The organism is Streptomyces sp. JH14 (assembly GCF_029428675.1).
Classification (GTDB): domain Bacteria; phylum Actinomycetota; class Actinomycetes; order Streptomycetales; family Streptomycetaceae; genus Streptomyces.
This window is the reverse complement of the sequence record NZ_JAJNEL010000001.1, coordinates 5,090,733-5,117,258: the sequence shown is the minus strand read 5'-3', so window position 1 is coordinate 5,117,258 and position 26,526 is coordinate 5,090,733. Positions and strand designations below refer to the sequence as shown.

The 26,526-nt window shown below is 69.6% G+C and carries 27 protein-coding genes and 1 riboswitch; of the genes, 10 read left to right on the top strand and 17 right to left on the bottom strand.

Annotated features, from left to right (window positions below; genetic code table 11):
* Positions 1-92: 92 nt before the first annotated feature.
* On the top strand, positions 93-893 hold the full coding sequence (locus tag LRD69_RS23235) for an alpha/beta hydrolase (protein ID WP_277328478.1): 801 nt from the start codon (positions 93-95) through the stop codon (positions 891-893).
* Positions 894-983: 90 nt separating this feature from the next.
* Here the strand turns inward: LRD69_RS23235 and mnmA are convergent, their stop codons facing one another.
* Positions 984-2,132: a tRNA 2-thiouridine(34) synthase MnmA gene (mnmA, locus tag LRD69_RS23230; protein WP_277328477.1), complete on the bottom strand. Its 1,149-nt coding sequence runs from the start codon at positions 2,130-2,132 to the stop codon at positions 984-986.
* A gap of 61 nt (positions 2,133-2,193) precedes the next feature.
* Between mnmA and LRD69_RS23225 the strand changes: the two genes are divergently transcribed.
* Positions 2,194-2,892, top strand: a complete 699-nt coding sequence (locus LRD69_RS23225) for an N-acetylmuramoyl-L-alanine amidase (RefSeq protein WP_277328476.1) — start codon at positions 2,194-2,196, stop codon at positions 2,890-2,892.
* 30 nt (positions 2,893-2,922) lie between these two features.
* On the opposite strand, the gene LRD69_RS23220 is transcribed toward LRD69_RS23225, so the two are convergent.
* The 3 genes from LRD69_RS23220 to LRD69_RS23210 all read right to left on the bottom strand — a co-directional run bounded on the left by LRD69_RS23220 (position 2,923) and on the right by LRD69_RS23210 (position 4,784).
* Positions 2,923-4,092: a cysteine desulfurase family protein gene (locus tag LRD69_RS23220; protein WP_277328475.1), complete on the bottom strand. Its 1,170-nt coding sequence runs from the start codon at positions 4,090-4,092 to the stop codon at positions 2,923-2,925.
* A 155-nt stretch (positions 4,093-4,247) separates the two neighbouring features.
* Entirely contained in the window at positions 4,248-4,580 is a 333-nt protein-coding gene (locus LRD69_RS23215) for a DUF4190 domain-containing protein (RefSeq protein ID WP_277328474.1), read from the bottom strand.
* 42 nt (positions 4,581-4,622) lie between these two features.
* A complete protein-coding gene (locus LRD69_RS23210) occupies positions 4,623-4,784 on the bottom strand; it encodes a hypothetical protein (RefSeq protein ID WP_277328473.1) in 162 nt (53 codons plus the stop codon).
* Positions 4,785-4,924: 140 nt separating this feature from the next.
* Between LRD69_RS23210 and LRD69_RS23205 the strand changes: the two genes are divergently transcribed.
* Positions 4,925-5,605, top strand: a complete 681-nt coding sequence (locus LRD69_RS23205) for a TetR family transcriptional regulator (protein ID WP_277328472.1) — start codon at positions 4,925-4,927, stop codon at positions 5,603-5,605.
* Positions 5,606-5,729: 124 nt separating this feature from the next.
* On the opposite strand, the gene LRD69_RS23200 is transcribed toward LRD69_RS23205, so the two are convergent.
* From LRD69_RS23200 to LRD69_RS23170, 7 genes are all read right to left on the bottom strand, one after another.
* On the bottom strand, positions 5,730-6,575 hold the full coding sequence (locus LRD69_RS23200; protein ID WP_277328471.1) for a thioesterase family protein: 846 nt from the start codon (positions 6,573-6,575) through the stop codon (positions 5,730-5,732).
* A gap of 72 nt (positions 6,576-6,647) precedes the next feature.
* Positions 6,648-7,319 carry a trimeric intracellular cation channel family protein gene (locus LRD69_RS23195; protein ID WP_277328470.1) on the bottom strand — a complete coding sequence of 224 codons (672 nt, stop codon included), beginning with the start codon at positions 7,317-7,319 and terminating at the stop codon, positions 6,648-6,650.
* An 18-nt stretch (positions 7,320-7,337) separates the two neighbouring features.
* The gene (locus LRD69_RS23190) at positions 7,338-8,684 is read right to left on the bottom strand and encodes a dipeptide ABC transporter ATP-binding protein (protein ID WP_277328469.1); all 1,347 of its coding nucleotides are present in this window, start codon (positions 8,682-8,684) and stop codon (positions 7,338-7,340) included.
* Positions 8,681-9,697: an ABC transporter ATP-binding protein gene (locus LRD69_RS23185; RefSeq protein ID WP_277329850.1), complete on the bottom strand. Its 1,017-nt coding sequence runs from the start codon at positions 9,695-9,697 to the stop codon at positions 8,681-8,683. The genes LRD69_RS23190 and LRD69_RS23185 overlap by 4 nt, the downstream gene beginning before the upstream one ends.
* Positions 9,698-9,786: 89 nt before the next feature.
* The gene (locus LRD69_RS23180) at positions 9,787-10,788 is read right to left on the bottom strand and encodes an ABC transporter permease (protein ID WP_277328468.1); all 1,002 of its coding nucleotides are present in this window, start codon (positions 10,786-10,788) and stop codon (positions 9,787-9,789) included.
* A gap of 121 nt (positions 10,789-10,909) precedes the next feature.
* Positions 10,910-12,673, bottom strand: coding sequence for an ABC transporter substrate-binding protein (locus LRD69_RS23175; RefSeq protein WP_277328467.1), 1,764 nt, complete (start codon positions 12,671-12,673; stop codon positions 10,910-10,912).
* A 105-nt stretch (positions 12,674-12,778) separates the two neighbouring features.
* A complete protein-coding gene (locus tag LRD69_RS23170) occupies positions 12,779-13,771 on the bottom strand; it encodes an ABC transporter permease (RefSeq protein ID WP_277328466.1) in 993 nt (330 codons plus the stop codon).
* Positions 13,772-13,901: 130 nt separating this feature from the next.
* Here LRD69_RS23170 and LRD69_RS23165 point away from each other — a divergent pair, with 130 nt between their 5' ends.
* Complete coding sequence (locus LRD69_RS23165; RefSeq protein ID WP_277328465.1) at positions 13,902-14,033, top strand: hypothetical protein; 132 nt, start codon at positions 13,902-13,904, stop codon at positions 14,031-14,033.
* A gap of 133 nt (positions 14,034-14,166) precedes the next feature.
* On the opposite strand, the gene LRD69_RS23160 is transcribed toward LRD69_RS23165, so the two are convergent.
* The 3 genes from LRD69_RS23160 to LRD69_RS23150 all read right to left on the bottom strand — a co-directional run bounded on the left by LRD69_RS23160 (position 14,167) and on the right by LRD69_RS23150 (position 16,680).
* Entirely contained in the window at positions 14,167-14,943 is a 777-nt protein-coding gene (locus tag LRD69_RS23160; protein ID WP_277328464.1) for an enhanced serine sensitivity protein SseB C-terminal domain-containing protein, read from the bottom strand.
* 220 nt (positions 14,944-15,163) lie between these two features.
* Positions 15,164-15,934, bottom strand: a complete 771-nt coding sequence (locus LRD69_RS23155; protein WP_277328463.1) for an enhanced serine sensitivity protein SseB — start codon at positions 15,932-15,934, stop codon at positions 15,164-15,166.
* 71 nt (positions 15,935-16,005) lie between these two features.
* Positions 16,006-16,680, bottom strand: a complete 675-nt coding sequence (locus tag LRD69_RS23150; protein ID WP_277328462.1) for an AAA family ATPase — start codon at positions 16,678-16,680, stop codon at positions 16,006-16,008.
* A gap of 157 nt (positions 16,681-16,837) precedes the next feature.
* Positions 16,838-16,935: riboswitch (glycine riboswitch) on the top strand.
* A 145-nt stretch (positions 16,936-17,080) separates the two neighbouring features.
* On the opposite strand from LRD69_RS23150, the gene gcvT reads away from it, so the two are divergent.
* From gcvT to LRD69_RS23125, 5 genes are all read left to right on the top strand, one after another.
* Positions 17,081-18,196, top strand: coding sequence for a glycine cleavage system aminomethyltransferase GcvT (gcvT, locus tag LRD69_RS23145; protein ID WP_277328461.1), 1,116 nt, complete (start codon positions 17,081-17,083; stop codon positions 18,194-18,196).
* A 69-nt stretch (positions 18,197-18,265) separates the two neighbouring features.
* Positions 18,266-18,643, top strand: coding sequence for a glycine cleavage system protein GcvH (gene gcvH / locus LRD69_RS23140; RefSeq protein ID WP_277328460.1), 378 nt, complete (start codon positions 18,266-18,268; stop codon positions 18,641-18,643).
* A 20-nt stretch (positions 18,644-18,663) separates the two neighbouring features.
* Complete coding sequence (glyA, locus tag LRD69_RS23135; protein WP_277328459.1) at positions 18,664-19,923, top strand: serine hydroxymethyltransferase; 1,260 nt, start codon at positions 18,664-18,666, stop codon at positions 19,921-19,923.
* A 154-nt stretch (positions 19,924-20,077) separates the two neighbouring features.
* Positions 20,078-21,460 carry an L-serine ammonia-lyase gene (locus LRD69_RS23130; RefSeq protein ID WP_277328458.1) on the top strand — a complete coding sequence of 461 codons (1,383 nt, stop codon included), beginning with the start codon at positions 20,078-20,080 and terminating at the stop codon, positions 21,458-21,460.
* Between the two features lie 701 nt (positions 21,461-22,161).
* Complete coding sequence (locus LRD69_RS23125; RefSeq protein ID WP_277329849.1) at positions 22,162-23,142, top strand: terpene synthase family protein; 981 nt, start codon at positions 22,162-22,164, stop codon at positions 23,140-23,142.
* Between the two features lie 87 nt (positions 23,143-23,229).
* Here LRD69_RS23125 and LRD69_RS23120 read toward each other — a convergent pair whose 3' ends face one another.
* On the bottom strand, positions 23,230-23,445 hold the full coding sequence (locus LRD69_RS23120) for an EF-hand domain-containing protein (RefSeq protein WP_277328457.1): 216 nt from the start codon (positions 23,443-23,445) through the stop codon (positions 23,230-23,232).
* Between the two features lie 141 nt (positions 23,446-23,586).
* Between LRD69_RS23120 and LRD69_RS23115 the strand changes: the two genes are divergently transcribed.
* A complete protein-coding gene (locus LRD69_RS23115) occupies positions 23,587-24,225 on the top strand; it encodes a GNAT family N-acetyltransferase (RefSeq protein WP_277328456.1) in 639 nt (212 codons plus the stop codon).
* Positions 24,226-24,244: 19 nt separating this feature from the next.
* On the opposite strand, the gene LRD69_RS23110 is transcribed toward LRD69_RS23115, so the two are convergent.
* Together LRD69_RS23110 and LRD69_RS23105 are read right to left on the bottom strand one after the other, a co-directional pair.
* Positions 24,245-25,450, bottom strand: a complete 1,206-nt coding sequence (locus LRD69_RS23110) for a YncE family protein (protein ID WP_277328455.1) — start codon at positions 25,448-25,450, stop codon at positions 24,245-24,247.
* Positions 25,450-26,286 carry a polysaccharide deacetylase family protein gene (locus LRD69_RS23105; protein WP_277328454.1) on the bottom strand — a complete coding sequence of 279 codons (837 nt, stop codon included), beginning with the start codon at positions 26,284-26,286 and terminating at the stop codon, positions 25,450-25,452. The genes LRD69_RS23110 and LRD69_RS23105 overlap by 1 nt, the downstream gene beginning before the upstream one ends.
* Positions 26,287-26,526: the final 240 nt, after the last annotated feature.

The window sequence follows — 26,526 nt, the reverse complement described above, 5'->3', positions numbered from 1 at the left end:
CAATCACAGGTCCTGGCCTGCACCATTGAAGAATCTCAAAAATTTCTCGGCCGCGGCGATGAGTTCGGCGGTGCGCTGCAGTCCACCCTCGCATGGACAAGACTCTCTCCTGCGACGGCACCGCGATCGCCTACCGGTGCCAGGGGGACGGACCGCCGGTGATCCTGGTGGGCGGCGCGCTGAGCACGGCGACGACCGAGGCACCGCTCGCGGAGCTCCTGGCGTCGCGGTTCAGCGTCGTCACCTACGACCGGCGCGGCCGCGGCTCCAGCGGCGACGCCGCGCGGTACACGGTCGCACGTGAGGTCGAGGATCTGGCGGCGCTGATCGAGTGGGCCGGCAGCCGGGTCTCGGTGTTCGGGATGTCGTCCGGCGGCGCGCTGGCCCTGGAGGCGCAGGCGGCCGGGCTGCCCATCGACCTGCTCGCGGTGTACGAACCCCCGTTCGCCCCGGACGCCCCGGCCCTGCGCGCCAAGGCGCGCTACGCCAGCCGGCTGCACCGGCTGCTGTCCGCGGGTGACCGTGCAGGCGCCGTCGAGCTGTTCCTGTCGCTGACGGGGATCCCGGCCGACCTGGTCGCCCGCATGCGGCACGCCCCGCTGTGGCGCGGCCTCGAATCGCTGGCGCACACCCTCGCGTACGACGACGCGGTACTGGGCGACGGCACGGTCCCCGTCGAGCGTCTCCGGTCCGTCGACGCGCGCACGATGGTGATCACGGGCGGCTTCAGCCCCACCCCGATGCGCACCCTGACCCGCATCCTCGCGGACGCGATCCCCCGCGCCCGGCACCGCACCCTGACGGGCCAGACGCACGACCCGGCGCCGCAGGTGATCGCGCCGGTGCTGGTGGACTTCTTCGCCAAGGACCTGTACGTCGGTCAGGCGTCGTAGCCGCCGGGCCGACGGCGCCCTGTGCCTGCGCAGGCCCCAGGGCCTCCGGTCGGAACCATGCTGGGCTCGCCCTGATCCAAACGAAAGGCCCTAGTCCTGGCCCTGGCTCCGGCCGACCGCGGCCGCGGTACGGCGCACCGTCGTCGCGATCGTCGCCGAGCCGACCACCCGCGTCCCGTCGTACAGCACGACCGCCTGGCCGGGGGCCACACCCCGTACCGCCTCGGTGAACGTGACGTTCAGCGTGCCGTCCACGAGCTCGGCGGTCACCTCGGTCTCGCCGCCGTGGGCGCGGAGCTGGGCGGTGTACGTGCCGGGGCCCACCGGGGCCGCGCCGCACCAGCGGGGCTTGATGGCCGTCAGCGCGGTGACGTCGAGGGCCTCGGCCGGGCCCACCGTCACCGTGTTGTTCACCGGCGAGATGTCGAGGACGTAGCGCGGCTTGCCGTCGGCGGCGGGGTGGCCGATACGCAGGCCCTTGCGCTGCCCGATGGTGAAGCCGAAAGCGCCGTCGTGGCTGCCGAGCTTCGTACCGGACTCGTCGAGGATGTCGCCCTCCGCCTTGCCGCCCAGCCGGCTCGCGAGGAAGCCCTGGGTGTCGCCGTCGGCGATGAAGCAGATGTCGTGGCTGTCGGGCTTCTTCGCGACGGCCAGCCCGCGGGCCTGCGCCTCGGCGCGGATCTCGTCCTTGGTGGTGAGGGTGTCGCCGAGCGGGAACATCGCGTGGGCAAGCTGCTTCTCGTCCAGGACGCCGAGGACGTACGACTGGTCCTTGGCCATGTCCGAGGCACGGTGCAGCTCACGGCTGCCGTCCTCGTTCAGCACGACGGTGGCGTAGTGGCCGGTGCAGACGGCGTCGAATCCGAGCGCGAGGGCCTTGTCGAGCAGGGCCGCGAACTTGATCTTCTCGTTGCAGCGCAGACACGGGTTGGGGGTGCGGCCCGCCTCGTACTCCGCGATGAAGTCCTCCACGACGTCCTCGCGGAAGCGTTCCGCCAGGTCCCAGACGTAGAACGGGATGCCGATGACGTCCGCGGCACGGCGGGCGTCGCGGGAGTCCTCGATGGTGCAACAGCCGCGCGCTCCGGTACGGAACGACTGCGGGTTCGCGGAGAGGGCGAGGTGCACACCGGTCACGTCGTGGCCCGCCTCGGCGGCGCGGGCCGCGGCGACGGCGGAGTCGACTCCGCCCGACATGGCGGCGAGCACACGGAGGGGGGGCTGGGAAGTCTGAGTCATAGCTCCACCAGGGTACGGGGCGCCGGGAACCGAACGCTCACGGATATGCGTTGTCGATCACATGGGGACCAAGGGGACGGCGGGCGCCGGGCGCTCCGCGGGGAAGAAGGCCGAGCACGGCATCAGCCGGCGCGGGCTGCTGATCGGCGCCGCCGTCACGGCGGTCGGCACGGCGGCGCTGGCGCGGGAGAAGCTGGAGCACGCCTGGTGGCGGCTGCCGGGGGTGGAGAAGCCGCGGAAGCCGGGTGAGCTGGATTACGCGCGGGCGGAGTGGATAGCGGCCTCCCCGGCGAACTGGCGGCGCGCGGACCGCCCCGCCGACTACGCCATAGACCGGGTCGTCATCCATGTCACCCAGGGCAGCTTCCGCGGCGCGGTCAAGGTCTTCCAGAACCCCGGCCACGGCGCGGCGGCGCACTACGTGGTGCGCAAGGACGGCCATGTGGCACAGATGATCCGCGAGCTGGACGTGGCGTTCCATGCGGGGAACAGGACGTACAACGAGCGCAGCGTCGGCATCGAGCACGAGGGGTTCGTGGACCGGCCGCAGGACTTCACGGCGGCGATGTACGAGGCGTCGGCGCGGCTGACGGCGGCGGTATGCGGACGCTACGACATACCGGTGGACCGGACGCACATCATCGGGCATGTGGAAGTGCCCGGCACGGACCACACCGATCCGGGTCCGCACTGGGACTGGGACCGGTATCTGAAGCTGGTGCGGGCGACGACGGCGACCGGCCGGAAGGCCGACGTCTGAGGACCGTCCGGGATCCTGCCGGAACGGCCCTCAGCTGAGCCCGGCGGTCCGCGCCCGCTCCACCGCCGGGCCGATCGCCCGGGCGACGTCCTCGACGTCCTGCTTGGTCGAGGTGTGTCCGAGCGAGAACCGCAGCGTGCCGCGGGCCAGGTCCGGGTCGACGCCCGTGGCCAGCAGTACGTGGCTCGGCTGGGCGATGCCCGCCGTGCAGGCGGAGCCGGTGGAGCACTCGATGCCCTGGGCGTCCAGCAGCAGGAGGAGGGAGTCGCCCTCGCAGCCGGGGAAGGTGAAGTGGGCGTTCGCCGGGAGCCGCCCACCCGGGGCCGGGTCGCCGCCGAGGATGGCATCGGGCACGGCCGCCAGCACGGCCGCGACCAGGTCGTCGCGGAGCCCGCCGATCTCCCGGGCGAAGTCCTCGCGTCCGTCGGCGGCGAGCCGCCCGGCCACCGCGAATGCGGCGATGGCGGGCACATCGAGCGTGCCGGAGCGCACATGGCGCTCCTGGCCGCCGCCGTGCAGCACGGGTACGGGGGTGTGCTCACGGCCGAGCAGCAGGGCGCCGATGCCGAACGGGCCGCCGATCTTGTGCGCGCTGACCGTCATGGCGGCCAGTCCCGACTCGGCGAAGCCGACCTCCACCTGGCCGAAGGCCTGCACCGCGTCCGAGTGCATCGGCACGCCGAACTCGTTGGCCACGGCCGCCAGTTCACGTACCGGCATGACGGTGCCGATCTCGTTGTTGGCCCACATCACGGTGACCATCGCGACATCGTCGGGGTTGCGTGCGATCGCCCCGCGCAGCGCGTCCGGGTGGACGCGGCCGTAGGCGTCGACGGGGAGGTACTCGACGGTCGCGCCCTCGTGTTCGGCGAGCCAGTCGACGGCGTCCAGCACGGCGTGGTGCTCGACGGGACCGGCGAGCACCCGGGTGCGCCGGGGGTCGGCGTCGCGGCGGGCCCAGTAGAGGCCCTTCACGGCGAGGTTGTCCGCCTCGGTGCCGCCGGAGGTGAAGACCACCTCGCTGGGGCGTGCGCCGAGGGCGTCGGCGAGGGTCTCTCTCGACTCCTCGACGGTACGGCGGGCCCGGCGCCCGGCGGCGTGGAGTGAGGACGCGTTGCCGGTGACGGCGAGCTGCGCGGTCATCGCCGCGATCGCCTCCGGAAGCATCGGCGTGGTCGAGGCGTGGTCGAGGTAAGCCATGGTGGGCTCGATTCTACGAGCCCCCGGCGGGGCGTATGCCGGGCGCATCGCGGCCCGGTACCCGCGCACGGCGGACGGATGCCGTTCACACGCCGGATCCGCATCCCGGTCCGGAGCCCGATCCGGCCGGGAACGGGGCGCGAGAGCGCCGTGCCTCAGCTGCCGAGGCTCCAGGAGACGGTGCCGTTTCCGGTGACCAGGAAGGCCAGGACGACGAGATCGGCGACGCCGAGGGCGAGTCCGAGCAGGGCGCGGCCGCGGCGGGCGGTGGACCGGGCGAGGGCGATGATCGCCATCACGATGGCGATCGGGCCGAGCAGGATGTTCATCACGAGCAGACCGGTCAGCCCGAGCACGAAGGAGGCGACGGCCAGGCCGTCGGCGTCCCGGGTGCGGGTCCTGCGGCCGACGGGCCGGCGGACGTCATCCTCGGGGGCGTCGGCCGCCGTACCGGCGCCGGCCCGGCGGGCGAATGCGGTGAGTGTCATGGTGCGGACTCCTTCGTCTGTGTCGTCGGCTCGGATCGGTGGTCAGTGGGACCGGCGGTGCGCGCCCACCCGCTCGCGGACGGCGAAGATCAGCAGCCAGCAGCCGATCGCGGCGGCGAGGGCGAGGGTCAGCGGGAACGGAAGCTGGGCCACCGCTCCGAGGACGACCCCCAGCAGGAGCAGGGCGGCAACGAGGACGATCATGTTCGGCCTTTCTGCGCTTCTCGGGGCACTCGGACCCCCGTGCCCTTACCGGCACTTGAGAGTACGAGTGTTCACTGACTTGCCAGTCTAGACCCGCCCTCCCCTTCCCCACTCCAGAGAACAGTTGTTTACTGAATGGCATGAGTCACACCGTCGGCATCCGCCAGACCCAGAAGTTGAAAACGCGTCAGGCGCTCCTGGACGCCGCGCTCCGACTGCTGGAGCACCAGAGCCTGAGCAGCCTGGGGCTGCGCGAGGTGACGCGGGCGGTGGGCGTCGCACCAACCGCCTTCTACCGGCACTTCGACGACACCGCCGCGCTCGGTGTGGCGCTCGTCGACGAGGCCCTCGGCAGCCTGCACGGGATGATCGGCGAGATCCTCGCCGAGACGGGCGACAGCGAGATCCGGGGGGCCCGCAGCATCGAACTGATCACCCGTCATGTACGGGAACAGCCTGCCCACTTCCGCTTCATCGCACGCGAACAGCACGGCGGCGTCGGCCCGGTCCGCGAGGCCATAGCGGCCCAACTGCGGCGATTCGCCGAGGAGGTGGCAGGGGCGCTCGCCGCGGAGCCGGAGTCACGGGGCTGGAGCAACGAGGATCTGCTGATGCTGGGCGGCCTCTACGTCGACCACATGGTGATCACCGCCTCGGCGATGCTGGACGCGGACCCGACCGGCGAGGCCCTGGTCGCCGAGGTCGCGCGCCGGCGACTGCGGCTCGTCACCCTCGGCAGACTCCACTGGCTGGACACCCCCCGGAGCGCCGGGGAGGCACGACCGGCCGCCGGAGCGGACGGGCCGCCGCCGGCTCGATGACGGCCGGCCGCGCACGGTCGGCCGCATCCGCACGGAACGGGGCAGCCGCGTCACGCCGCTGCCGGATGTGCGCAGTGCCCGACGTTCCCGCGTCGGGCACTGCGCACATCCGGGAAGGCCTTGCTCAGCTGCGCGGGGCGCGGGCCAGTTGGCGGGACTGGGCGACCAGCCGGTCGGCGCTGTCCCAGACGTCCGCGTCCTCCTCCAGGAAGCCGCCCGCGAGATTGCGCGTGGTGATGGAGACACGCAGCGGGCCCGGGGCCGGCCGGCAGCGGATATGGGTGGTGAGCTCGATGGTCGGCGTCCAGCCCTTGAGCCCCAGCTCGAACGAGGTCGGCGGCAGCGCGTCGACGGCGAGCAGCAGAGAGTACGGGTCGGCGTCACGGCCGTCCGCGAGGCCGAACCAGCCGCGCATCTCACCCTTGCCGGACGGTGCGCCGATGGCCCAGCCGACGGTCGACGGGTCGAGCTTGATGCTGAGCCGCTCGGTGATCGCGGAGCTGCCGGGGATGGGTGCCGGGCCGTCGGCCGGGCCGAAGCACTGCTCGATGGGCGCCATGACCGGCGGCGTCGCCGACGTACGGATGTCGTCGGAGAGGGCGTCCAGGTCGCCATAGGTGCCGAGTACCCGGATGCGCTCGACCTCGGTGCCGTCCTCGGCGAACTGGAAGAGCGAGGCCTGGCCGGTGGAGAGCGTCCGGCCGGTGCGGACGACCTGGGTCCGGATCACGGCGGGGCCGGGGACGGATGCGGTGAGGTAGTGCGCGGAGACCGAGAACGGGTCCGCATGCGGCAGGGCGTCGCCGAGCGCACGGCCGAGCATCGCCAGGAGATACCCGCCGTTGACGGCGTGGATGATCGTCCAGCCCGCAGAGAGTTCGGCGTCGTAGACGCCTTCTTCACGGAGGGTGACGGCGGTGTCCCGATCGAACTCGCTGTCGCCGATGAGTGCCTGAGCTGCCTGTGCCATGCGATGCACCGTACACCGATTGCATTACTGAGCGGTAGCTTTTTCGCGTCACCGAGATGTCGCAGCGACGGGTCAGGTGGCGGCGGAGCCCCCTTCGGCCGCAGCCGAGGAACGGTTGTAGGCGCGGGGCGCCCGCCAGTGGAAACGCATCGCCAGCAGCCGCAGGACGAACGCGGTGATCACCGCGGTGCCACTGGTGAAGGCGTTGAGCGCGCCGAAGCGGATGCACAGCACGACCATCGCCGCGCCGACCATCGCGGGCACGGCGTACAGGTCGCGGTCCCAGCGCAGCAGCGACGGCGTCTCGTTGGCCAGCACGTCACGCAGCACACCGCCGCCGACCCCGGTGGCCAGCCCCAGGGCCGCCGATGCGGTGAGGCCGAGACCGTAGTCGTACGCCTTGACGGTGCCGGTCACGCAGAACAGGCCGAGGCCGGCCGCGTCGAAGACATTGACCGCGACCTGGATCCGCTCCACATGCGGATGCATGAAGAAGACCAGCCCCGCGGCGATCAGCGGGGTGAGGAAGTAACCGAGATCGGTGAAGGCGGCAGGAGGCACCGCCCCGATGATCAGGTCACGGATCAGCCCTCCGCCCAGCGCTGTCACCTCGGCGAGTACCGCGATGCCGAAGACATCGAAGTTCTTGCGTACGGCGAGCAGTGCGCCGGAGATCGCGAAGACAAAAATTCCGACGAGGTCGAGCGCATGCTGGACGGAGGGCGTGAACAGTTCGTTGAGCACCGGGCAATTGTGCCGGTCCTACTCCTTGGGGCTGTCCCCCGAGGTCCCGGAGGGCGTCGCGGCGTCGTCCGGGGCCGGTGCCGCGGTGTCGTCGCCGTCGGCCGTTTCGCCGGACGCCGGTGCCTCAGCAGCCTCGGCGGACTCCGCGACCCCGGCCTCGGTGGCCTCCGAAGGCCCGGCGGCCTCAGCAGGCTCCGTGACCTCGGCCGGCGCGATGTCCTCCGAGGGCTCCTCGGCCTCGGCCGCCACCGCCTTCGTCACGGAAACCACCGTGACCGCCTCCCGCGCCTCGGCCGACACCGTCTCGCCCGGCACCTGGTCCGGTGCGTTCTCCGGGTGGTGGCAGGCCACCTGGTGGCCGGTCCTCAACGCGATCAACGGGGGTTCCTGCGTCTTGCAGACGTCCGTCGCCTTCCAGCACCTCGTGTGGAAGCGGCAGCCGCTCGGCGGCGAGATCGGCGACGGCACATCGCCCTTGAGCAGGATGCGCCCGCTCGCCGCGCCGCGCCGGCGCGGGTCCGGCACCGGCACCGCGGACATCAGGGCCTTCGTGTACGGGTGCATGGGCGCCTCGTACAGCGACTTGCGGTCCGTGAGCTCGACGATCTTGCCCAGGTACATGACGGCGATGCGGTCCGAGACATGGCGGATGACCGAGAGGTCGTGCGCGATGATCACGTAGGTGAGCCCGAGCTCGTCCTGGAGGTCATCGAGCAGGTTGACGACCTGCGCCTGGATCGACACGTCCAGCGCCGAGACCGGCTCGTCCGCCACCACCAGCTTCGGCTTGAGCGCGAGCGCGCGGGCGATGCCGATGCGCTGGCGCTGCCCGCCGGAGAACTCGTGCGGATAGCGGTTGTAGTGCTCGGGGTTGAGGCCCACGAGCGAGAGCAGATCCTGGACCGCCTTCTTGACCCCGCCCTCGGGCGTGACGCCCTGGAGCTTGAAGGGCGCACTGACGATCGTGCCGACCGTGTGCCGCGGGTTCAGCGAGGAGTACGGGTCCTGGAAGATCATCTGCACATCGCGGCGCATCGGCCGCATGGCCGAGACGCCCAGGTGCGTGATGTCCTTGCCCTCGAACTCGATCGCGCCACCGGTCGGTTCGAGCAGCCGGGTGATCAGCCGGCCCATCGTCGACTTGCCGCAGCCGGACTCACCCACGACACCCAGGGTCTCCCCCGGTCGCACGTCGAAGGAGATGCCGTCGACGGCCTTCACCGCGGCGACCTGACGCTGCAGCAGCCCCTTCTTGATGGGGAAGTGCTTGACCAGGTTGTCGACCTTGAGCAGCGGCTCGGGCGAGCTCGTCGCCTGCGTCGGAATCGCCGCCGCGGCGGCGCTCTTCTCGGTGTTCTCGCTCACAGCTTCGGCGCAATCTCTTCGGTCCAGATCCGGGTCCGGTCCTCCGGCGACATGTGGCAGGCCGCGAAGTGGTTGCCCTCGACCTGCTGCAGCTCCGGGCGCGTGGTCCGGGTGATGCCGCCCTTGGGCACATCCGCGTAGGGGCAGCGCGGGTTGAAGGCGCAGCCGGACGGGATGTTGATGAGGCTGGGCGGGGAACCCTTGACCGGGACGAGCCGGTCGGTCTCCTCCTTGTCGATGCGCGGCATCGACGTGAGCAGACCCCAGGTGTACGGGTGCCTGGGCTCGTAGAAGACCTGCTCGGCGGTGCCGTGCTCGACGCAGCGGCCGCCGTACATGACCAGGATGTCGTCGGCCATCTCGGCGACGACGCCCAGGTCGTGGGTGATCATGATGACCGCGGAGCCGAACTCCTTCTGCAGATCGCGGATCAGGTCGAGGATCTGCGCCTGGACGGTGACGTCCAGCGCGGTCGTCGGCTCGTCGGCGATGAGCAGTTCGGGGTTGTTGACCAGCGACATCGCGATCATCGCGCGCTGACGCATACCGCCGGAGAACTCGTGCGGGTAGGAGTCGACACGCTTGGCGGGCTCGGGAATGCCGACCCGGTCGAGCATCTCGACCGCCCGCGCACGGGCCGCCTTCTTGGTGACGTCGTTGTGGTTGCGGTACGCCTCGACGATCTGCGCGCCCACCGTGTAGTACGGGTGCATCGCCGACAGCGGGTCCTGGAAGATCATGGACATCTGCCGGCCGCGCAGCCTGCGCACGTGATCGTCGCCGGCGCCGATCAGCTCCTCGCCGTCCAGCCAGATCTCACCGCTGATGTCGGGGCGGCTGCGCGCCTGCCCGGAGCGGTGCAGACCCATGATGGCCAGCGAGGTGACCGACTTGCCGGAGCCGGACTCGCCCACGATGCCGAGGGTCTTGCCCTTCTCCAGCTGGAAGGAGAGCCCGTCGACGGACTTGACGATGCCGTCGTCGGTCGGGAAGTGCACCTTCAGGTCGCGCACGGAGAGGAAGGCCTCGGGCCGTGCGCCGCCCTGCTCGGGAACACCGGCCGGACCGGCCGACTGCTCGTCCTGGGTGGAGATGTTGTCGGTCACGTCAGCCTCACACGCGGGTCGACGACCGCGTACAGCAGGTCGACAATCAAGTTGGCCATGACTACGAAGAACGCCGCGATGATGGTGACGCCCATGATGACCGGCAGGTCACCGGAGTTGATCGCGTCGACCGCGGCCTTTCCCATACCGGGCAGACTGAAGGTCGACTCGGTCAGCACCGCGCCGCCGAGCAGGGCGCCCAGGTCCAGACCGAAGACCGTGATGATCGGAGTCAGGGTGGACCGCAGCGCGTGCTTGCGGATGACCACCTGCTCCTTGAGGCCCTTGGCGCGGGCCGTACGGATGTAGTCCTCGCCCAGGATCTCCAGCATGGTGGCGCGGGTGAGCCGGGCGTAGGTGGCCGCGAAGAGGAAGGCCAGCGTGACCCAAGGAAGGATCATGCTGTTCAGCCAGGCCCCGGGATCATCCGTGAGCGGCGCGTAGTTGATCGTCTCCATCCATTCCAGGCTGTAGATGAAGACGGCCGAACACACCAGTCCGGTGAAGTAGATCGGCAGGGAGACCCCTGCCAGCGCGGTGATCATCGTGGCCCGGTCGAGCACAGTGCGTCTGCGCAGTGCGGAGATCACTCCGGTGGCGACACCGCCGATCAGCCAGAGCACCGAAGCTCCCGCGGCCAGCGACAGGGTGACCGGGATACGCTGCTTCAGGTCCGGCCACACCGGCTGCTCGTTCTTGAACGAGTAGCCGAAGCAAGGGGCCGGACAGTGGGTGATCTGGGAGCCCTGGTCGTAGTCGCGGCCGGCCACGATGCCCTTGAGGAAGAGGCCGTACTGCGTGGTGATGGGCTTGTCGAGGCCCATCTTCGTACGGATGCCCTCGATGGCCGTCTTGTTGGTCTCACGGCCGGCATAGAGGAGTGCGGGATCGCTTCCGGTGATCTTCGGCACCATGAAGAAGATGCCGAAGGTGACCATGGAGACGATCACCAGCATGACGGCGACGTTGACGAGTCGCCGGAAGAGGTAGACGAGCACTGCAGTCGGCCTGATCGGCGGGTGGCTGCCGTCCCTTGTGGGGACGACAGCCGCCCGCCCGCGGCCTTCACCTGCCCTTCGAACTAGCGCATGCGAGGTGAAGGACCCGCATGTCCAACTGCTACTTGACGACGCCCATGACCGCGAGGTCGAGACGGCCCATGGACTCGTTGTAGAAGACGTTGGTCAGCCGCGGGTTGCGGTAGACGAGCGCCTTGTCGAAGTTGATCGGGAGATAGAGGGCCTTCTCCATGATCGCCTTGTTGATCTGGGTGTAGAACGGCGCGGCGGCTTCCGGCGACGTTGCGGAGGCGGCCTGGTCGAAGAGACCGTTGACCGTCTTGTCGTTCAGCATCGTGTAGTTGTTGTTGCCGTTCTTCAGGATGAAGGAGCCGTCAACCAGCGGCTGCAGGAAGCCTGCACCCGAGTTGTAGTCGGCGCCCCAGCCCATCACGATGATGCCGTAGCCCTTCTTCTTCACGTTGTCGGGAGCACCGATCACGGAAGCAGAGTTCTTGCCGTCGTACTGGTCGATGGAGGCCTCGATACCGACGGCCTTCAGCGAAGCCTGCAGCGACTCGGCGGTGGCCACCTCGGGCTTGCGGTTGTTGCGGACCGCGATGGTGGTCTTGAAGCCGTTCGGCTTGCCACAGGCCTTCAGGGCCTCCTTGGCCTTGTCGACCTGCGGCTTGCCCTGGGTCAGGCCGAACGGGTCGTAGGACTTGTCCGAGCCCGGGATGCCCGGGGGCAGCATGTTGGCGCCGAGGTCACCGCTGGTCGGGCCGCCACGGGCGGTCTGCAGCGACTTCGGGTCGGCTGCGTAGATGACCGCCTTGCGGCACTCGATGTTGTCGAACGGCGCGACCGTCTGCGGGAACGCGAAGTACCGGATGTAGCCGCTGAACGGGTCGTCGGCGTTGGCCTTGTACTTGGCGTTCTGCAGGATCTTGATCTTGGCGGCCTGCTGGACACCGGTGCCGTCGACCGCGTAGTCGACGTCGCCCGAGAGCAGACGGGCGTCCATGTCGTCCGGGTTCGAGGTCACGGTGAAGGTGACCTTGTCCGGCAGACCCTTGCGGATCGGGTCGGTCTTCTGGTCCCAGTTGGTGTTCCGTACGAAGATGGTCTCCTTGCCCGGCTTGAAGGACTGGACCTTGTACGGGCCGGTGGCGACCGGGTGGTTCGTGTACTTCGCGCCGTCGTCCTTGGCCGCCGGCACCGGCGAGGAGTCGGCCATCGCCATCAGGTACGAGAAGTCCGAGTTCGGCTTCGCCAGGTTGAAGACGATCGTCTGGTCGTCCGGCGTCTGGACCGACTTCAGACCCAACTTGTTCGGGTCCTTGTCCTTGTAGGGGCCGGGGTACTTCTGGCCCTGGTCGAGGAGGTCGATCAGGTAGGTCGGACCGCCGGAGAGGACGTCCTGCGCGAAGACGCGCTCGACGCCGTACTTGATGTCCTTCGAGGTGATCGGCGTGCCGTCCTCGAACTTGACGCCGGCCTTCAGCTTGAAGGTGTACGTCTTGCCGCCGTTGCTCAGCGTCGGCAGGGACTCCGCGAGGTCGGGGACCAGCTTGGTGCCGGCCTCACCGGGCTTCGAGTCGTACGCGAGCAGCTGGCGGATGTACAGCCGCTGCATGTTCCAGACGAAGCCGTAGTAGGCACGGGCCGGGTCAAGGAAGTCGACGTCCTGAGGGGACATCAGCTTCAGCGTGCCGCCCTTCTTGTCGGACGCGTTGATGACCTTGCCCTTGGTGGCTGCGTCGTAACCGGCACCCTGCGACGAGGAGGACTTGTTGTCGCTGTCCCCTCCGCCACAAGCGGTGGCGGTCAGCGCAACCGCGGCCGCGAGGGCCGTGAGCGCAACTGCCTTCCGTGAGCGATTCACTGTCTTGCAACCTCCGTGATGTGGTGTGGCCCGTGGTACGCAGTCCGCGCCCGACGGTCAATCGAGTGCCAACCGGCTCGCGCCGGAGACCTTTTGGGGGTCGACTCAGCTGCCCTTCGGGTCGAGGGCGTCACGCAGCCCGTCGCCGAAGAGGTTGAATGCCAGAACGGTGATGAAGATCGCGAGTCCGGGGACCACCATGTAGGTCGGGTCCGCCTGGTAGGTGTTGATCGCGTCGGAGAGCATCTTGCCCCACGAGGCGGTCGGCGGCTTCACACCCGCACCCAGGAAGCTGAGCGCGGCCTCGCTGAGGATGTTGGTGGGAATGATCAGCGTCGAGTAGACGAGGATCGGCGCGACCAGGTTGGGCAGCAGCTCCTTGAAGAGGATGTAGCCCCGCCCGGCGCCCAGGCTGCGTGCCGCCTCGACGTACTCCCGCTCGCGCAGGGACATCGTCTGCCCCCGGACGATACGGCCGATGTAGGGCCAGCCGAAGAAGCCGATCACCACGATCAGCACGCCCATCCTCACGCCCGTGCCGGTGAGTCCCCAGAGGGAGTCGGGCACGACGGTGACGAGGGCGATGGTGAACAGCAGCTGCGGGAAGGCGAGCAGCAGGTCCATCAGCCGGCTGATGAGTGCGTCGACCCAGCCGCCGAAGAAACCGGCCACCGAGCCGAGGATGCTGCCGATGACCACGGAGACCACCGCGGCGAGGAAGGCCACCAGGAGCGAGATACGCGCTCCGTAGACGATGCGGCTGAACACATCGCGGCCGTTGGTGGGTTCGACACCCAGCAGGTAATCCGAGTTGATCCCGCCGAAGGAGCCCTTGGGGATGCCGAGGTCCGGGTCGAGCAGATCCTCGTGGAAGTCGTTCGGCGGGTGGCCGAGGAGACTCACGATCATCGGTGCGAACACCGCGATCAGGATCAGCAGGAGGACGACCACACCACCGGCGAGCGCCACTTTGTCGCGCTTCAGCCGTGTCCAGGCGATACGTCCTGGCGAACGGCCTTCGATGTCCTTGGCCGAAACATCGGCCGTGACATCGACGGTCGCAGTCTCGGCCGCGCTGTCGTGCAGTGGTGCCGTCATCGTTGTGGGGGACCCCTCTCGGCTCGACCGACTGTGGCCGGCCCGTGCCCGCCGCTGTAGCGGCTTGTTCACATCACAGGTGCAAGTCGCACGATTGGTGCGGGTGGTACGGAAGAAGCAGGTGGTGCGGGTGGAGCAGATCAACCGGTCCAACCGGAAGCCGCAGGTCGCGCAGGGGACCGAACGCCTTTCGTTCCGGGGAGTCTTCAACGCGTCGCGGATCACCCGCCAGCCCTGGCGGGGAATGGATGCGCAACCGTGATGTGGCCTGCCGGATCCGTTATCCGGACGCCGTGATCGTGCCAGCGGACCAAGTCGGCACTCTTCGCCCAGATCGGACAGGTGCCCCAACGGGGTTCATCCCGGCGTCAATTGACGAACGGCGGCCTGACGGGTCAGCCGTGGGCCTGGGGGTAGCCGTAACCGGCGGCGGGAGCGGGCGCGGCGTGGGCCTCGCGGTCGTAGAACGGGCGGGCGTTGGCGCGCAGCCACATCGCGACCGGGTCGTACTCGTCGGACATCGCGACGGTCGAGACGGGAAGCCCGTCCGGGACCGCGCCGATCGACTGCTGCATCATCGCGCGCACCGCGTCGACGGAGGGCTGACTCGTGTCGTAGAGATCGAGACCGATGGCGAGATAGGGGACGCCCAGCGCGGGCTGCACCCAGGCGCGGCGCAGGGAGCGGACCGCGGGGGTGTGATGGGCGTTCTGCGAGAGCAGTGCGTAGAACTGCGGGATCTCGATGGCCGGTTCGGTGAGCCGGAGCGGTCCGGCGGGCATCCGGTCGAGTCCGGTGGCGATCCGTCGCAGGTCCAGCCAGGGGATGCCGACACCGCCCCCGGGGGCGTGCGGGTTGAGCCAGATGCCCCAGCGGTCGGGGAAGAGGGCGCGGGCGATGTCGACGCCGCCGACCACTTCATGGGCCCGGTTCCAGCCGCTGGCCGAGAGTTCCTGGGCGGAGGTCACACAGGGGGCGTAGCCGAGCCCGTCGACCTCCATGTTCCCGTACTGGGCGTCGGGCGATCCGGCCCGGCCGTGCCAGAGCAGCATCCAGACCCGGCCCTGGGCGAGGGCCTGCAGCAGCGCCTCGTACGCGTCGTAGCGCCCGGGCGTCACTTGGCGCAGCATGTGCTCGACCTGTCCGGCCGCCGCGGTGCCTGACGCACTCACCCTGGGTCCCGCCCCTCTTCGATCCACTGTGTCGGCCCGCCGCTCCCGGGGCACGCGGGTGCGCCTCGGTGGCCTGGGCCCTGGCCATCAAACCAGCTTAAGCGGCGTCCTTGACACCGACTTGACGCGACGGATTGCCGGTGTCGCGCCCCGGCCGCCCGGGTGCGACGGCCATCGGCAGACCCTGAGGGCTCCCCCGTAATCCCTGGCGGGACAGCCCTCAGTGGCCCGCACGCTCGTAGAACGGCCGGATCCTGTCCCGCATCCAGTCGGCGACCGGGTCCTGTGCCACGTCGAGCAGGACCAGGTTGACCGGCCAGGGCGTCTCGACACGGCCGAGGGCGCGGCCCAGGGCGTCCATCGGGGCGTTGCGGCCGGCGCCGTCCCAGGTCGAGAACTCGACTCCTATGAAGAGGACGGGGTCGCCGCCCTCGATGCTGGCCAGCGCCCGGCGGGCGGTGCGCACGACGCCGCTCTCCTGGAATTCGCCGGCCGCGGCGGCGAGGAAGTCGACGGGCTCCTCCTGCCAGTCCGGCTCGTACAGCCGGACCCGGCCGCCGCTGGCCGGTCCGTCCAGCGAGGTGCGTCCGGCGCGGCAGAGCTCGGCGACGGCGGGCGGCGGCAGCGGCATGCCGACGGCGCCGCCCGGGTTCACCGCGATACCGAGCTGCGGGGGCAGTCCACGGGCGAATTCACGGGCGGGCGCCACGGTGAAGGGCATAGGGGTACCGACACAGCTCAGGAACTGCTGTTCGGAGCTGAAGACGGGGACGTACGCGGCGCCCTCGATCTCCACCGTCGGCAGGTCGAGCGACGGGGCGTCGGGGCCGCCGCCGTTGGGGAGCGGCACCCAGAGGTGGCTGCGGCCGAGCACTTCGAGGAGCCGGCCGCCCGCCTCGGGGCTGCCGAGCGAGGCCCCGAGCACCTCTTCGAGCTCATTGGCGGGCCATCCACCCTGCGGATGGGCCTGGCCCTGTGCCGGAATGTCCACTGCTTCCCCTTCTCACCCCATACCTTGCCGCAGAACAGTAACTCCGGTGCGCCCCCGCGCGCCGGAAGCCCCTACATCTGCGCGAATGTGATCCGGGTCAGCATCCCGGCCGCCTCCCGGTCCAGCAGCACCGCCGAGCAGCAGCCGGGCGGCAGGTCGCCGGCCTCGGTGTCCCGCAGCAGACGGCCGACGGCCCTGCGGTGCCGGGCGAAGGCGTAACCGGAGACTCCGCGGCCGCGCTCGCGCTGGCCCTCCCTCGCCACCTGCGCGGTGACGTCGAGCAGCACAAGGTGCAGGACGCGGCCGCGGCGCCGTGCATGACGGGCGAGCCACCTCCGTACCCACGCCTGGGTCCCGCAGTCGTGGACCACCACCGAGTCACCTGAGCGCAGCGCGCGCCACAGTCCTCCGTAGTGGGCGACGCGGACCAGCGGGCGGTAGAGGGCGTACGGGAGTAAGCGGGGCACCCGCCCTTCCCAGCGGTCCCGGGTGTCCTGGGAGTCGATGGCCCGGACGGCCACCGTCTGCCGGATGAGTGTCGACTTGCCGCTGCCGGGCAGCCCGGAGACCACCACCACATCGCCCGCGGCGAAGTGCAGGCCGCGCGGGCTGCGCCCGCCGCGCTCGCGCAGATCGCGCACGACGGGTGCGTGCGTACCGAGCCGTTCCCGGACAGGTGTGCCCGCCTGCGCGGGCATCGCGCCGTGCGCGACCCCCGCGGTCGTCGCGTACCGCTGCACTGTCATCGCCCTCCCCCTGTCGGTCAAGCACACTGCTCACGAAGTGTAAAGAAAAGGCAATGCGAGACAACCGTGCCACCGCTCGTTTCCCCCATCGGGTACCGACGCTCCACTCTTCCGCAATGCGTGCGATGATGACCCCGCCAACTGCATAAAGGCCGCTTGAATCCGCGCGGGAGAGTTCCGGTGACTGTCCGTGCCGGGCGCCGAAGGAGCAAGATCCTCCCTTGAATCTCTCAGGCCCCGTACCGCGTGGATGAGGCAGATCTGAAAAGCGAGCCGCCGTGCGCGTCTCCACCCAAGGTGCAAGCCGTTACCCCTCAGGGGTCTCTCGGCGAACCTCTCAGGTTCCGATGACAGATGGGGAGGGATCGTCCTCGCCGTCATGCCCTGGGAGCCACACCTCATGAGCAACGCCCCCCGTCTCACCGCCCTCGACGCCCTGCACCGCTCGCTGGGCGCGACCATGACCGACTTCGCGGGCTGGGACATGCCGCTGCGGTACGCCAGTGAGCGCGAAGAGCACAACGCGGTGCGCACGAAGGCCGGTCTTTTCGACCTGTCTCACATGGGCGAGATCACGGTCACCGGCCCGCAGGCCGCGGAGTTCCTGAACTACGCACTGGTCGGCAACATCGCCACCGTCGCCGTCGGCCGCGCCCGGTACACGATGATCTGCGCCGAGGACGGCGGGATCCTGGACGACCTGATCGTCTACCGCCTGGGTGAGACCGAGTACATGGTCGTCGCCAACGCCGGCAACGCCCAGATCGTGCTGGACGCGCTGACCGACCGCGCCGGCGCGTTCGACACCGAGGTGCGCGACGACCGCGACGCGTACGCCCTGCTCGCCGTCCAGGGCCCCGAGTCCCCTGCCATCCTGGCCTCGGTCACCGACGCCGACCTGGACGGTCTGAAGTACTACGCGGGCCTGCCCGGCACCGTCGCCGGTGTGCCCGCGCTGATCGCCCGTACCGGCTACACCGGCGAGGACGGCTTCGAGCTGTTCGTCGCTCCCGAGCACGCCGAGCAGCTCTGGCAGGCCCTCACCGTGGCAGGCGCCTCCCACGGCCTGGTCCCGTGCGGGCTGTCCTGCCGCGACACGCTGCGTCTGGAGGCGGGCATGCCGCTGTACGGGCACGAGCTGACCACCGAGCTGACCCCGTTCGACGCCGGTCTGGGGCGGGTCGTGAAGTTCGAGAAGGAGGGCGACTTCGTCGGCCGCAAGGCGCTGGAGGCCGCGGCCGAGCGCGCCGAGACCGCCCCGCCGCGCAAGCTGGTCGGCCTGATCGCCGAGGGCCGCCGGGTGCCGCGCGCCGGCTTCTCCGTCGTCGCCGGGGGCCAGGTCATCGGCGAGGTCACCTCCGGTGCCCCGTCCCCCACCCTCGGCAAGCCGATCGCCATCGCGTACGTGGACGCCGCACACGCCGCGCCCGGCGCCCCGGGCGTCGGAGTGGACATCCGCGGCAGCCACGAGCCGTACGAGGTCGTGTCGCTGCCGTTCTACAAGCGTCAGAAGTGACGTAATCGCGTCTCAGCCCATAAGACCACCGTTCACCAGCACTCCCCCGCGTACAGGAGAATTCAGACCATGAGCAACCCCCAGCAGCTGCGTTACAGCAAGGAGCACGAGTGGCTGTCGGCCGTCGAGGACGGTGTCGCCACGATCGGCATCACCGAGTTCGCGGCCAACGCGCTCGGCGACGTCGTCTACGCCCAGCTCCCCGAGGTCGGTGACACGGTGACCGAGGGCGAGACCTGCGGCGAGCTGGAGTCGACCAAGTCCGTCAGCGACCTGTACTCGCCGGTGACCGGCGAGGTCGTCGCCTCCAACCAGGACGTGGTGGACGACCCGGCGCTGGTGAACTCCGCTCCCTTCGAGGGCGGCTGGCTGTTCAAGGTACGCATCACGGAGGAGCCGAAGGACCTGCTCTCCGCTGACGAGTACACCGAGTTCTCCGGCAACTAAAGACCCCAAGGGACCACCAGATGTCGCTTCTCAACTCCTCCCTCCACGAGCTGGACCCGGACGTCGCCGCCGCCGTCGACGCCGAGCTCCACCGTCAGCAGTCCACCCTCGAGATGATCGCCTCGGAGAACTTCGCTCCGGTCGCGGTCATGGAGGCCCAGGGCTCCGTCCTCACCAACAAGTACGCCGAGGGCTACCCGGGCCGCCGCTACTACGGCGGCTGCGAGCACGTCGACGTGGTCGAGCAGATCGCCATCGACCGGATCAAGGCACTGTTCGGCGCCGAGGCCGCGAACGTCCAGCCGCACTCGGGTGCGCAGGCCAACGCCGCCGCGATGTTCGCACTGCTGAAGCCCGGCGACACGATCATGGGTCTGAACCTGGCCCACGGCGGTCACCTGACCCACGGCATGAAGATCAACTTCTCCGGCAAGCTCTACAACGTGGTTCCTTACCACGTGGACGAGACCGGCGTCGTGGACATGGCCGAGGTCGAGCGTCTCGCCAAGGAGTCCAAGCCGAAGCTGATCGTCGCCGGCTGGTCGGCGTACCCCCGCCAGCTGGACTTCGCCGCCTTCCGCCGCATCGCGGACGAGGTCGGCGCGTACCTGATGGTCGACATGGCGCACTTCGCCGGCCTGGTGGCCGCGGGACTGCACCCCAACCCGGTGCCGCACGCCCACGTCGTCACGACCACCACGCACAAGACCCTCGGCGGTCCGCGCGGTGGCGTCATCCTGTCGACGCAGGAGCTCGCCAAGAAGATCAACTCCGCCGTCTTCCCCGGTCAGCAGGGTGGTCCGCTGGAGCACGTGATCGCGGCCAAGGCGGTCTCGTTCAAGGTCGCGGCGACCGACGAGTTCAAGGAGCGCCAGCAGCGCACCCTGGACGGCGCCCGCATCCTCGCCGAGCGTCTGGTGCAGCCGGACGTCACCGAGGTCGGCGTCTCCGTCCTCTCCGGCGGTACGGACGTCCACCTGGTCCTCGTCGACCTGCGCAACTCCGAGCTGGACGGCCAGCAGGCCGAGGACCGGCTCCACGAGCTCGGCATCACGGTCAACCGGAACGCCATCCCGAACGACCCGCGGCCGCCGATGGTCACCTCGGGGCTGCGGATCGGTACGCCGGCCCTGGCCACCCGCGGCTTCCAGGCCGAGGACTTCACCGAGGTCGCCGAGATCATCGCGTCGGCACTGAAGCCGTCGTACGACGCCGGCGACCTCAAGGCCCGCGTCATCGCGCTGGCCGAGAAGTTCCCGCTGTACCCCGGCCTGAAGTAGTCCGGGTCACTTTTCGTACGTTTGGGGCGGGGCACCGCGCACACTGGACAGTGAGCGCGGTGCCCCATCCCTTGTCCCGCTGCTCTTCGGGCCGACCGGTCCGTACCGCACCACCCGGCAGACAACGACGTCTACCAACCTTTAGGAGTCATCCGTGGCCATCTCGGTCTTCGACCTGTTCTCGATCGGCATCGGCCCGTCCAGCTCCCATACGGTCGGCCCGATGCGCGCGGCCCGTATGTTTGCGCGCCGGCTGAAGAACGAGGGCCTGCTCGCCCACACCGCCTCGATACGCGCCGAGCTGTACGGCTCGCTCGGTGCCACCGGACACGGCCACGGCACGCCGAAGGCCGTCCTGCTCGGCCTGGAGGGCGAGTCCCCCCGTACCGTCGACGTCGAGTCCGCCGACGACCGGGTCGCCGAGATCCGCTCCTCCGGACGGATCAACCTCCTCGGCGTGCACGAGATCGACTTCGACGCCGACGAGCAGCTGGTCCTGCACCGCCGCAAGGCGCTGCCGTACCACGCCAACGGCATGACGATCTTCGCGTACGACCACGAGGGCGCCCTGCTCCTGGAGAAGACGTACTACTCCGTCGGCGGCGGCTTCGTCGTCGACGAGGACGCGGTCGGCGAGGACCGGATCGTCCTCGACGACACCGTCCTCAAGCACCCCTTCCGCACCGGCGACGAACTGCTGCGGCTCTCCCGCGAGACCGGCCTGTCGATCTCCTCGCTGATGCTGGAGAACGAGCGCGCCTGGCGCTCCGAGGACGAGATCCGCTCCGGTCTGCTCGACATCTGGCGCGTGATGCAGGCGTGCGTGTCGCGCGGCATGTCCCGCGAGGGCATCCTGCCCGGCGGCCTCAAGGTCCGCCGCCGCGCCGCGAACACCGCACGCCAGCTGCGCGCCGAGGGCGACCCGCAGGCCCACGCGATGGAGTGGATCACCCTGTACGCGATGGCGGTCAACGAGGAGAACGCCGCGGGCGGCCGCGTCGTCACCGCCCCGACCAACGGCGCCGCGGGCATCATCCCTGCCGTGCTGCACTACTACATGAACTTCGCGGCAGGCGGCGCCACCGAGGCCGAGAAGGAGGACGGCGTCGTCCGCTTCCTCCTCGCCGCGGGCGCCATCGGCATGCTGTTCAAGGAGAACGCCTCGATCTCCGGCGCCGAGGTCGGCTGCCAGGGCGAGGTCGGCTCCGCCTGCTCGATGGCCGCCGGCGCCCTCGCCGAGGTCCTCGGCGGCTCCGCCGAGCAGGTCGAGAACGCCGCCGAGATCGGCATGGAGCACAACCTCGGCCTGACCTGCGACCCGGTCGGCGGCCTCGTCCAGATCCCGTGCATCGAGCGCAACGGCATGGCGGCGGTGAAGGCCGTCACCGCGGCGAAGATGGCACTGCGCGGCGACGGCACCCACAAGGTCTCCCTCGACAAGGTCATCAAGACCATGAAGGAGACGGGCGCGGACATGAGCGTGAAGTACAAGGAGACCGCGCGCGGCGGCCTCGCGGTGAACATCATCGAGTGCTGAGGAAGTAGGCCCCGGTCAGCGTCTTCGTGTCGCACGGCGCCGGTCGGGGCTCCCGCACCCGCACATGCAGCAGCCCCCGGTCCTTCGTGCCGATCCGGAATCTTCAGTCGTCGCCGACGGTCCCGATACCGATACGTGCCTTGCCGGGGGCCTGGCCAGTTGCCGAGCTGGGGGTCACTCGTCCGATGAACGTCTCCATCGGTGGTGCGGCTCTCAACGGTGCCTGGTGTACTTGCTAGTTTCCTCCCTATTTGTCCGTAGTCAAGAGGGAAGCAGGAAAGATTCCCGACGCGGGAGCGGGCGGCTGATCAAGGGGGTGCATCCCCTTACGAACAGGCCAGTCCCGGCGCGCCGACCAGCAAAGTCACTCAACCCATGAGTTCACCAACTGCTCATAAGCGAGCAGGCGTTCGCGGCGATCAAGCAGTTTCAGTCAGAAATTGCTTCCATCCGCTGCGCTCTGGGGGTTCACTGGACGCGACGAGTGGCGGCGCGATCGCTGTACGTATGCGGCCCGCCGCCCGGGCGACCGGCCCGGCTCCGGTGTCCCGGCCCGGCGGAGGAAAGGACAGCGATGAGCTCCCCGTGAATCGATGGCACGCGCACCCGCACTGATTCGTAAGAGCGACTCATTCCCATTCCCTGTTCGCAACGTTCAGACGAGGGGTAACATGAGCAAAATTGCGCTTCCAGCATTCCATATGCCGTTCGAGAGCACGGGCTGCAATCCAGGTATTCAGACCACGAAACAGGCCGCCTGGGAATGGGCGGCGGACAATGATCTCGTCCTGTCCCCGGTGGCCCGCAAGAAAATGATCCGGACGCGTCCCGAGCTCTGGATATCCCTGATATTCCCGGGCGCCTCGCAGGAACATCTCGACCTCTTCTGCCAGTGGCTCTTCTGGGCGTTCCTGGTCGACGACGAGTTCGACGACGGCCCGGCCGGCCGCAATCCGCGCATGTGCGAGGAGGCCATCGCCCGACTGGTGGACGTACTCGACGGAGCCGGCGCACCGAGCGGCCCCATGGAGCACGCGCTCGACGGTCTGATGCTGCGGACCTGCGAGGGACGGTCGCCGCGCTGGGTCCGGCAGTTCCGCAGGGACACGGTCACCTGGCTGTGGACGTACTACGCGGAGGCCGTCGACCGGGCCGCGGGCCACGTGCCGAGCACCGTCGACTTCGTGAAGCACCGTCGTGACTCGGTGGCCATGCAGCCGTTCCTCGACCTGCACGAAATCACCGCCGGAATAGATCTCCCGGAATCCGCCCGCTCCCTTCCCGCATATATCGCACTGCGCAATTCGGTGGCCGATCACTCGGGGCTCTGCAACGACATCTGCTCGTTCGAGAAGGAAGCCATGCTCGGCTACGAGCACAATACCGTCCGGCTCATTCAACGGGACCGCGGCTGCTCACTCCAGCAAGCCGTCGACGAGGCCGGGGTATGGCTGGCGTGGATCGCCGACCGGGTCCAGCGAGCGGAAAAGGAACTGGTCGAGGAAATAGAGGCCGCACGGATCGAAGGACCTGCACGCGCGGCGCTCGAGCGTTGCGTCCAGGACTACCGGGGACTCGTCCGCGGGGACTTCGACTACCACGCCCGGGCGGAGCGGTACACCCGCCCCGACCTGATGGAAATCGACGAACAGGCCTCTCTGTCCCGGAACTTCGCCGCCTGACCCGCCGGCCGGGGGGCGGATCCGGCCTGGTTCCGCCTGATCCGGGAAGGCCCCCCGGCCGGCCACGGCCGGTGGGCCTTCCGTAGATCAGCCCTTGTTCTGGGCGGTCCAGAACTCGTCGAAGGTGAGCAGGCCGTCGCCGTTCCCGTCGTGGGAGTTGATGACGGCCTGGGCCACCGGCTCGGTGACGTAGGGGTCACCGAGCTGCGCCATCACGCTCTTGTACTCGGCGGCCGAGATCAGCCCGTCGCCGTTCAGGTCGAACCGCTCGAATGCCTTGCGCGCCGACTCGATGTCCGCCACTGTTCCGCCCCTTCATGATGCCTAACTGACGGGGCCAGATTAACGGGCGCGACCGGTGCCGATCGCGGCGGCCATCACTGATCATGGGTGGGGTGTCCGCGGACGGCGGACGGGGCCCGGGACCGGGGAGTGGACCGCTTCATGACCGACGCACTGACGCAGATCCTGACCGCTGCGGCGCACGGGCGCTTCCCGCCGCCCGACGGGGGTACGACGGTGGTGGCCCAGCCGAACGCGCGGGACGCCGGGGTGCTGGCCCTCACCGCCCACTCGGTGGTGTTCACCGACGAGGATCCGGCGTGGGTACGGGCCGCGCTGGCCGCCACCCCCGGCGATCCGCTGGCCGCGACGATGAACCCGCACTTCCTGGGGGCACTGCTGGCCCGCACCGGCCGGCACATGAACACCATCGACCTGCTGACGGTCGCGGGCGCGCTGCCGGGCACCCCTGAGATCGGGCTGCGGGAGATCGAGGACCCGGAACATCCCCGGGTCGCCCGGGCGATGAAGTACCGCGACGAGGTGCGGGTCTGGGCGGCCGACGGCGGGGTGCTGATCCTCGGCCGTGGGGTCGCCGGGCGCTGGGAGGCGGCGGTCGAGGTGGCCGAGGAGGCACGTGGCCGACGGCTCGGGGAGCGCCTGGCGCGGGCGGCCCGGCAGTTGGTACCGGACGAGGTGGTGTGGGCGCAGCAGTCGCCGGGGAACGCCCGCAGCGTGCGGACGTTCCAGGCGGCGGGCTACCGGCCGGTGGGCTCGGAGGCCCTGCTGATCGCGGGCTGAGCGGCGGGCCCGCGACGGGTCAGCGGAAGACTCCGGTGTGGCCGAGCGAGTAGCGGCCCGGCTGCGGGTAGACGGCGAGTCCGTGCGGGCCGCTGCCCACCGGGATCCGGGCGAGCTGCTTGCCGGTGGCCGTGTCGATCGCGTACACCTCGGCGTTGTAGCGCCCGGACAGCCAGAGCACCTTGCCGTCCGCCGAGACGCCGCCCATGTCGGGGCTGCCGCCGTGCGGCAGGCGCCACTTCTTCGTCAGCTTGTTCCTGGCGAAGTCGAAGACGGAGACGGAGCCTTCACCGCGGTTGGTGATGTACATCTCCCCGGAGTCCCGGCTGACGTACAGCCCGTGGGCCCCTTTGCCGGTGGGCATCAGCTCGGGCGTGGTGAACTTCTGCCCGTTCAGCACCCACATGCCGTTCGCGACCATGTCCGCGATGTAGAACGTCCGGCCGTCCGGCGACACCTTCACGTCCTGCGGCATCGCGCCCTTGAGCGGCAGCTTCTGCTGAGCGACGACCTTCATCCTCACGGTGTCGACCTTGAGGAGTTCGCCGGAGAACTCGCAGGAGACGATGAAGTACCGGCCGTCCATGGAGAAGTCGGCGTGGTTGACGCCCGCGCAGTGGACCGGAACCGTCTTGGCCGTCTTCATCGTGTGCGCGTCACGGAAGACCAGCTGCCGGTCCATCGAGGCCATCACGATGGCGTATGTGCCGTTCGGCGTGAAGTAGAGGTTGTACGGGTCGGAGACCGCGACCGTCCTGCCGGCCTTCCCGGTCGCCGGATCGATGGCCGTGAGGCTGTCGCCCAGGTCGTTGTTGACCCAGAGCGTCTTCAGGTCCCAGGACGGGACGACGTGCTGCGGCTGGTGGCCGACCGGGATGGTTTCGATGACCTTGTAGGTCCTGGGGTCGATCACCGACACGGTGTCGGATTTGGTGTTGGGCACGTACACCCGCGCCGGGAAGTTCCTGACGACCGGTGAGAGCTTTCCTGGCCGGTCGGCCGCGTACACGTCCGTGGGGTCGAGCACCGGCGGCATCCCGGCGAGTCCGGGCGGCACGGGCGGGGCGACGTGCTGCGGGGTGGCGTTCGCACGGGCGGCGACCTTGGGCACGACCGGCGGCGCGGACGCCTCGTTCCCCTTCCCGGTCGGGGCGCCGCAGCCCGCGAGTGCGGCGATGAGGACGCCCGCGAGCAGGGCTGCGGTGCGCTTGGTGGAGGGAGGCATCAGGTCAGCAGCTCCGTGGTCGTCACCGCGCGCAGACGGCGGCGGTCGATTTCGGTGAGGAGGAGAGGCAGCGCGGCGACCGTGTCCGCATAGCCGAAGTGCAGGCTCACCACCGACCCGTTGCGGATCTCCCCGGCGACCTTGCGGGTGACGGCCGCGGCGCCGGGAGACGTGAAGTCGAGGGAGTCCACGTCGTACGAGAGGACGTGCGGGTAGCCCGCGCGGCGCGCGAGGCGCTGGACGAGCGGGGTGGCGGACCGGGTGCGCGAGGGGCGGAACCAGGTGCCGATGGAGCCGGTGAGCCGGCGCAGCCGCTGCGCGCAGCCGGTGATCTCCGCGTACGCCGCCGCCTCGTCCATCGCCGAGATGTCGATGTGCCGCTGGGTGTGGTTGCCGAGGTCGTGGCCCCCGTCGAGGATCCGGCGGGCCATCTCGGGGTGCTCGTCGAGCCAGCTGCCGACGGCGAGAACGGTGATCCGGGCGTGGGCGCGCTCCACCTCGCTGAGCACGCTCCGGGCGATGGCGGGGTCGCCCTGGCCGTGGAAGGTGAGGGCGACGCGGGGACGGTCCCGCGGGCCATGGTCGATCTGGACCGGCTGCCCGGGGTAGCGGTGCGGGGCGGACGCGGGGTGCGGGACCGGGGACCGGGCGCTCGCGGAACTCCTGCCGGCGGCGTGCGCGGGGGCGTCCGTGGGCGTTCCGGCCGGGGTCTTCCCTGCGGTGTCCGCGGTGCCGCGCCCGTCCGTGCATCCGCCGGCGAGGGTGCCGGCCACGACTGCCCCTGTGCCCGCGCGCAGCGCGCTGCGGCGGTGCACCGGCATCTCGGAGGCGTTCATGAGCAGAACAGTAGGGGCGCAATGCCGGACACATGCGAAGCAATCACCGCCACGGTGGCTCCCGGACATCCGCCAGCCGGTTCACCGTAACGGAAATGATCAACGATTCACTCTTCTGGCTGCATATTCATTCACACTTTGCTAGGCGAGTGACTCATCGCACCTGTGATTCACCATTGAAATGTCCATATATGCGTAACTTCAGATGGTTGACACCTTTGGCTTCACGGTCACCCATCT

What these genes read in the sequence shown, in the direction of transcription:
- LRD69_RS23150 (WP_277328462.1), bottom strand. Translation starts at nt 16,680, where the DNA reads ATGACAGTGCAGCGGTACGCGACGACCGCGGGGGTCGCGCACGGCGCG.
- LRD69_RS23200 (WP_277328471.1), bottom strand. Translation starts at nt 6,575, where the DNA reads ATGGCACAGGCAGCTCAGGCACTCATCGGCGACAGCGAGTTCGATCGG.
- mnmA (WP_277328477.1), bottom strand. Translation starts at nt 2,132, where the DNA reads ATGACTCAGACTTCCCAGCCCCCCCTCCGTGTGCTCGCCGCCATGTCG.
- LRD69_RS23125 (WP_277329849.1), top strand. Translation starts at nt 22,162, where the DNA reads ATGCCGTTCGAGAGCACGGGCTGCAATCCAGGTATTCAGACCACGAAA.
- LRD69_RS23220 (WP_277328475.1), bottom strand. Translation starts at nt 4,092, where the DNA reads ATGGCTTACCTCGACCACGCCTCGACCACGCCGATGCTTCCGGAGGCG.
- LRD69_RS23170 (WP_277328466.1), bottom strand. Translation starts at nt 13,771, where the DNA reads ATGACGGCACCACTGCACGACAGCGCGGCCGAGACTGCGACCGTCGAT.
- glyA (WP_277328459.1), top strand. Translation starts at nt 18,664, where the DNA reads ATGTCGCTTCTCAACTCCTCCCTCCACGAGCTGGACCCGGACGTCGCC.
- LRD69_RS23210 (WP_277328473.1), bottom strand. Translation starts at nt 4,784, where the DNA reads ATGATCGTCCTCGTTGCCGCCCTGCTCCTGCTGGGGGTCGTCCTCGGA.
- LRD69_RS23110 (WP_277328455.1), bottom strand. Translation starts at nt 25,450, where the DNA reads ATGCCTCCCTCCACCAAGCGCACCGCAGCCCTGCTCGCGGGCGTCCTC.
- LRD69_RS23235 (WP_277328478.1), top strand. Translation starts at nt 93, where the DNA reads ATGGACAAGACTCTCTCCTGCGACGGCACCGCGATCGCCTACCGGTGC.
- LRD69_RS23215 (WP_277328474.1), bottom strand. Translation starts at nt 4,580, where the DNA reads ATGACACTCACCGCATTCGCCCGCCGGGCCGGCGCCGGTACGGCGGCC.
- LRD69_RS23225 (WP_277328476.1), top strand. Translation starts at nt 2,194, where the DNA reads ATGGGGACCAAGGGGACGGCGGGCGCCGGGCGCTCCGCGGGGAAGAAG.
- LRD69_RS23205 (WP_277328472.1), top strand. Translation starts at nt 4,925, where the DNA reads ATGAGTCACACCGTCGGCATCCGCCAGACCCAGAAGTTGAAAACGCGT.
- gcvT (WP_277328461.1), top strand. Translation starts at nt 17,081, where the DNA reads ATGAGCAACGCCCCCCGTCTCACCGCCCTCGACGCCCTGCACCGCTCG.
- gcvH (WP_277328460.1), top strand. Translation starts at nt 18,266, where the DNA reads ATGAGCAACCCCCAGCAGCTGCGTTACAGCAAGGAGCACGAGTGGCTG.
- LRD69_RS23105 (WP_277328454.1), bottom strand. Translation starts at nt 26,286, where the DNA reads ATGAACGCCTCCGAGATGCCGGTGCACCGCCGCAGCGCGCTGCGCGCG.
- LRD69_RS23115 (WP_277328456.1), top strand. Translation starts at nt 23,587, where the DNA reads ATGACCGACGCACTGACGCAGATCCTGACCGCTGCGGCGCACGGGCGC.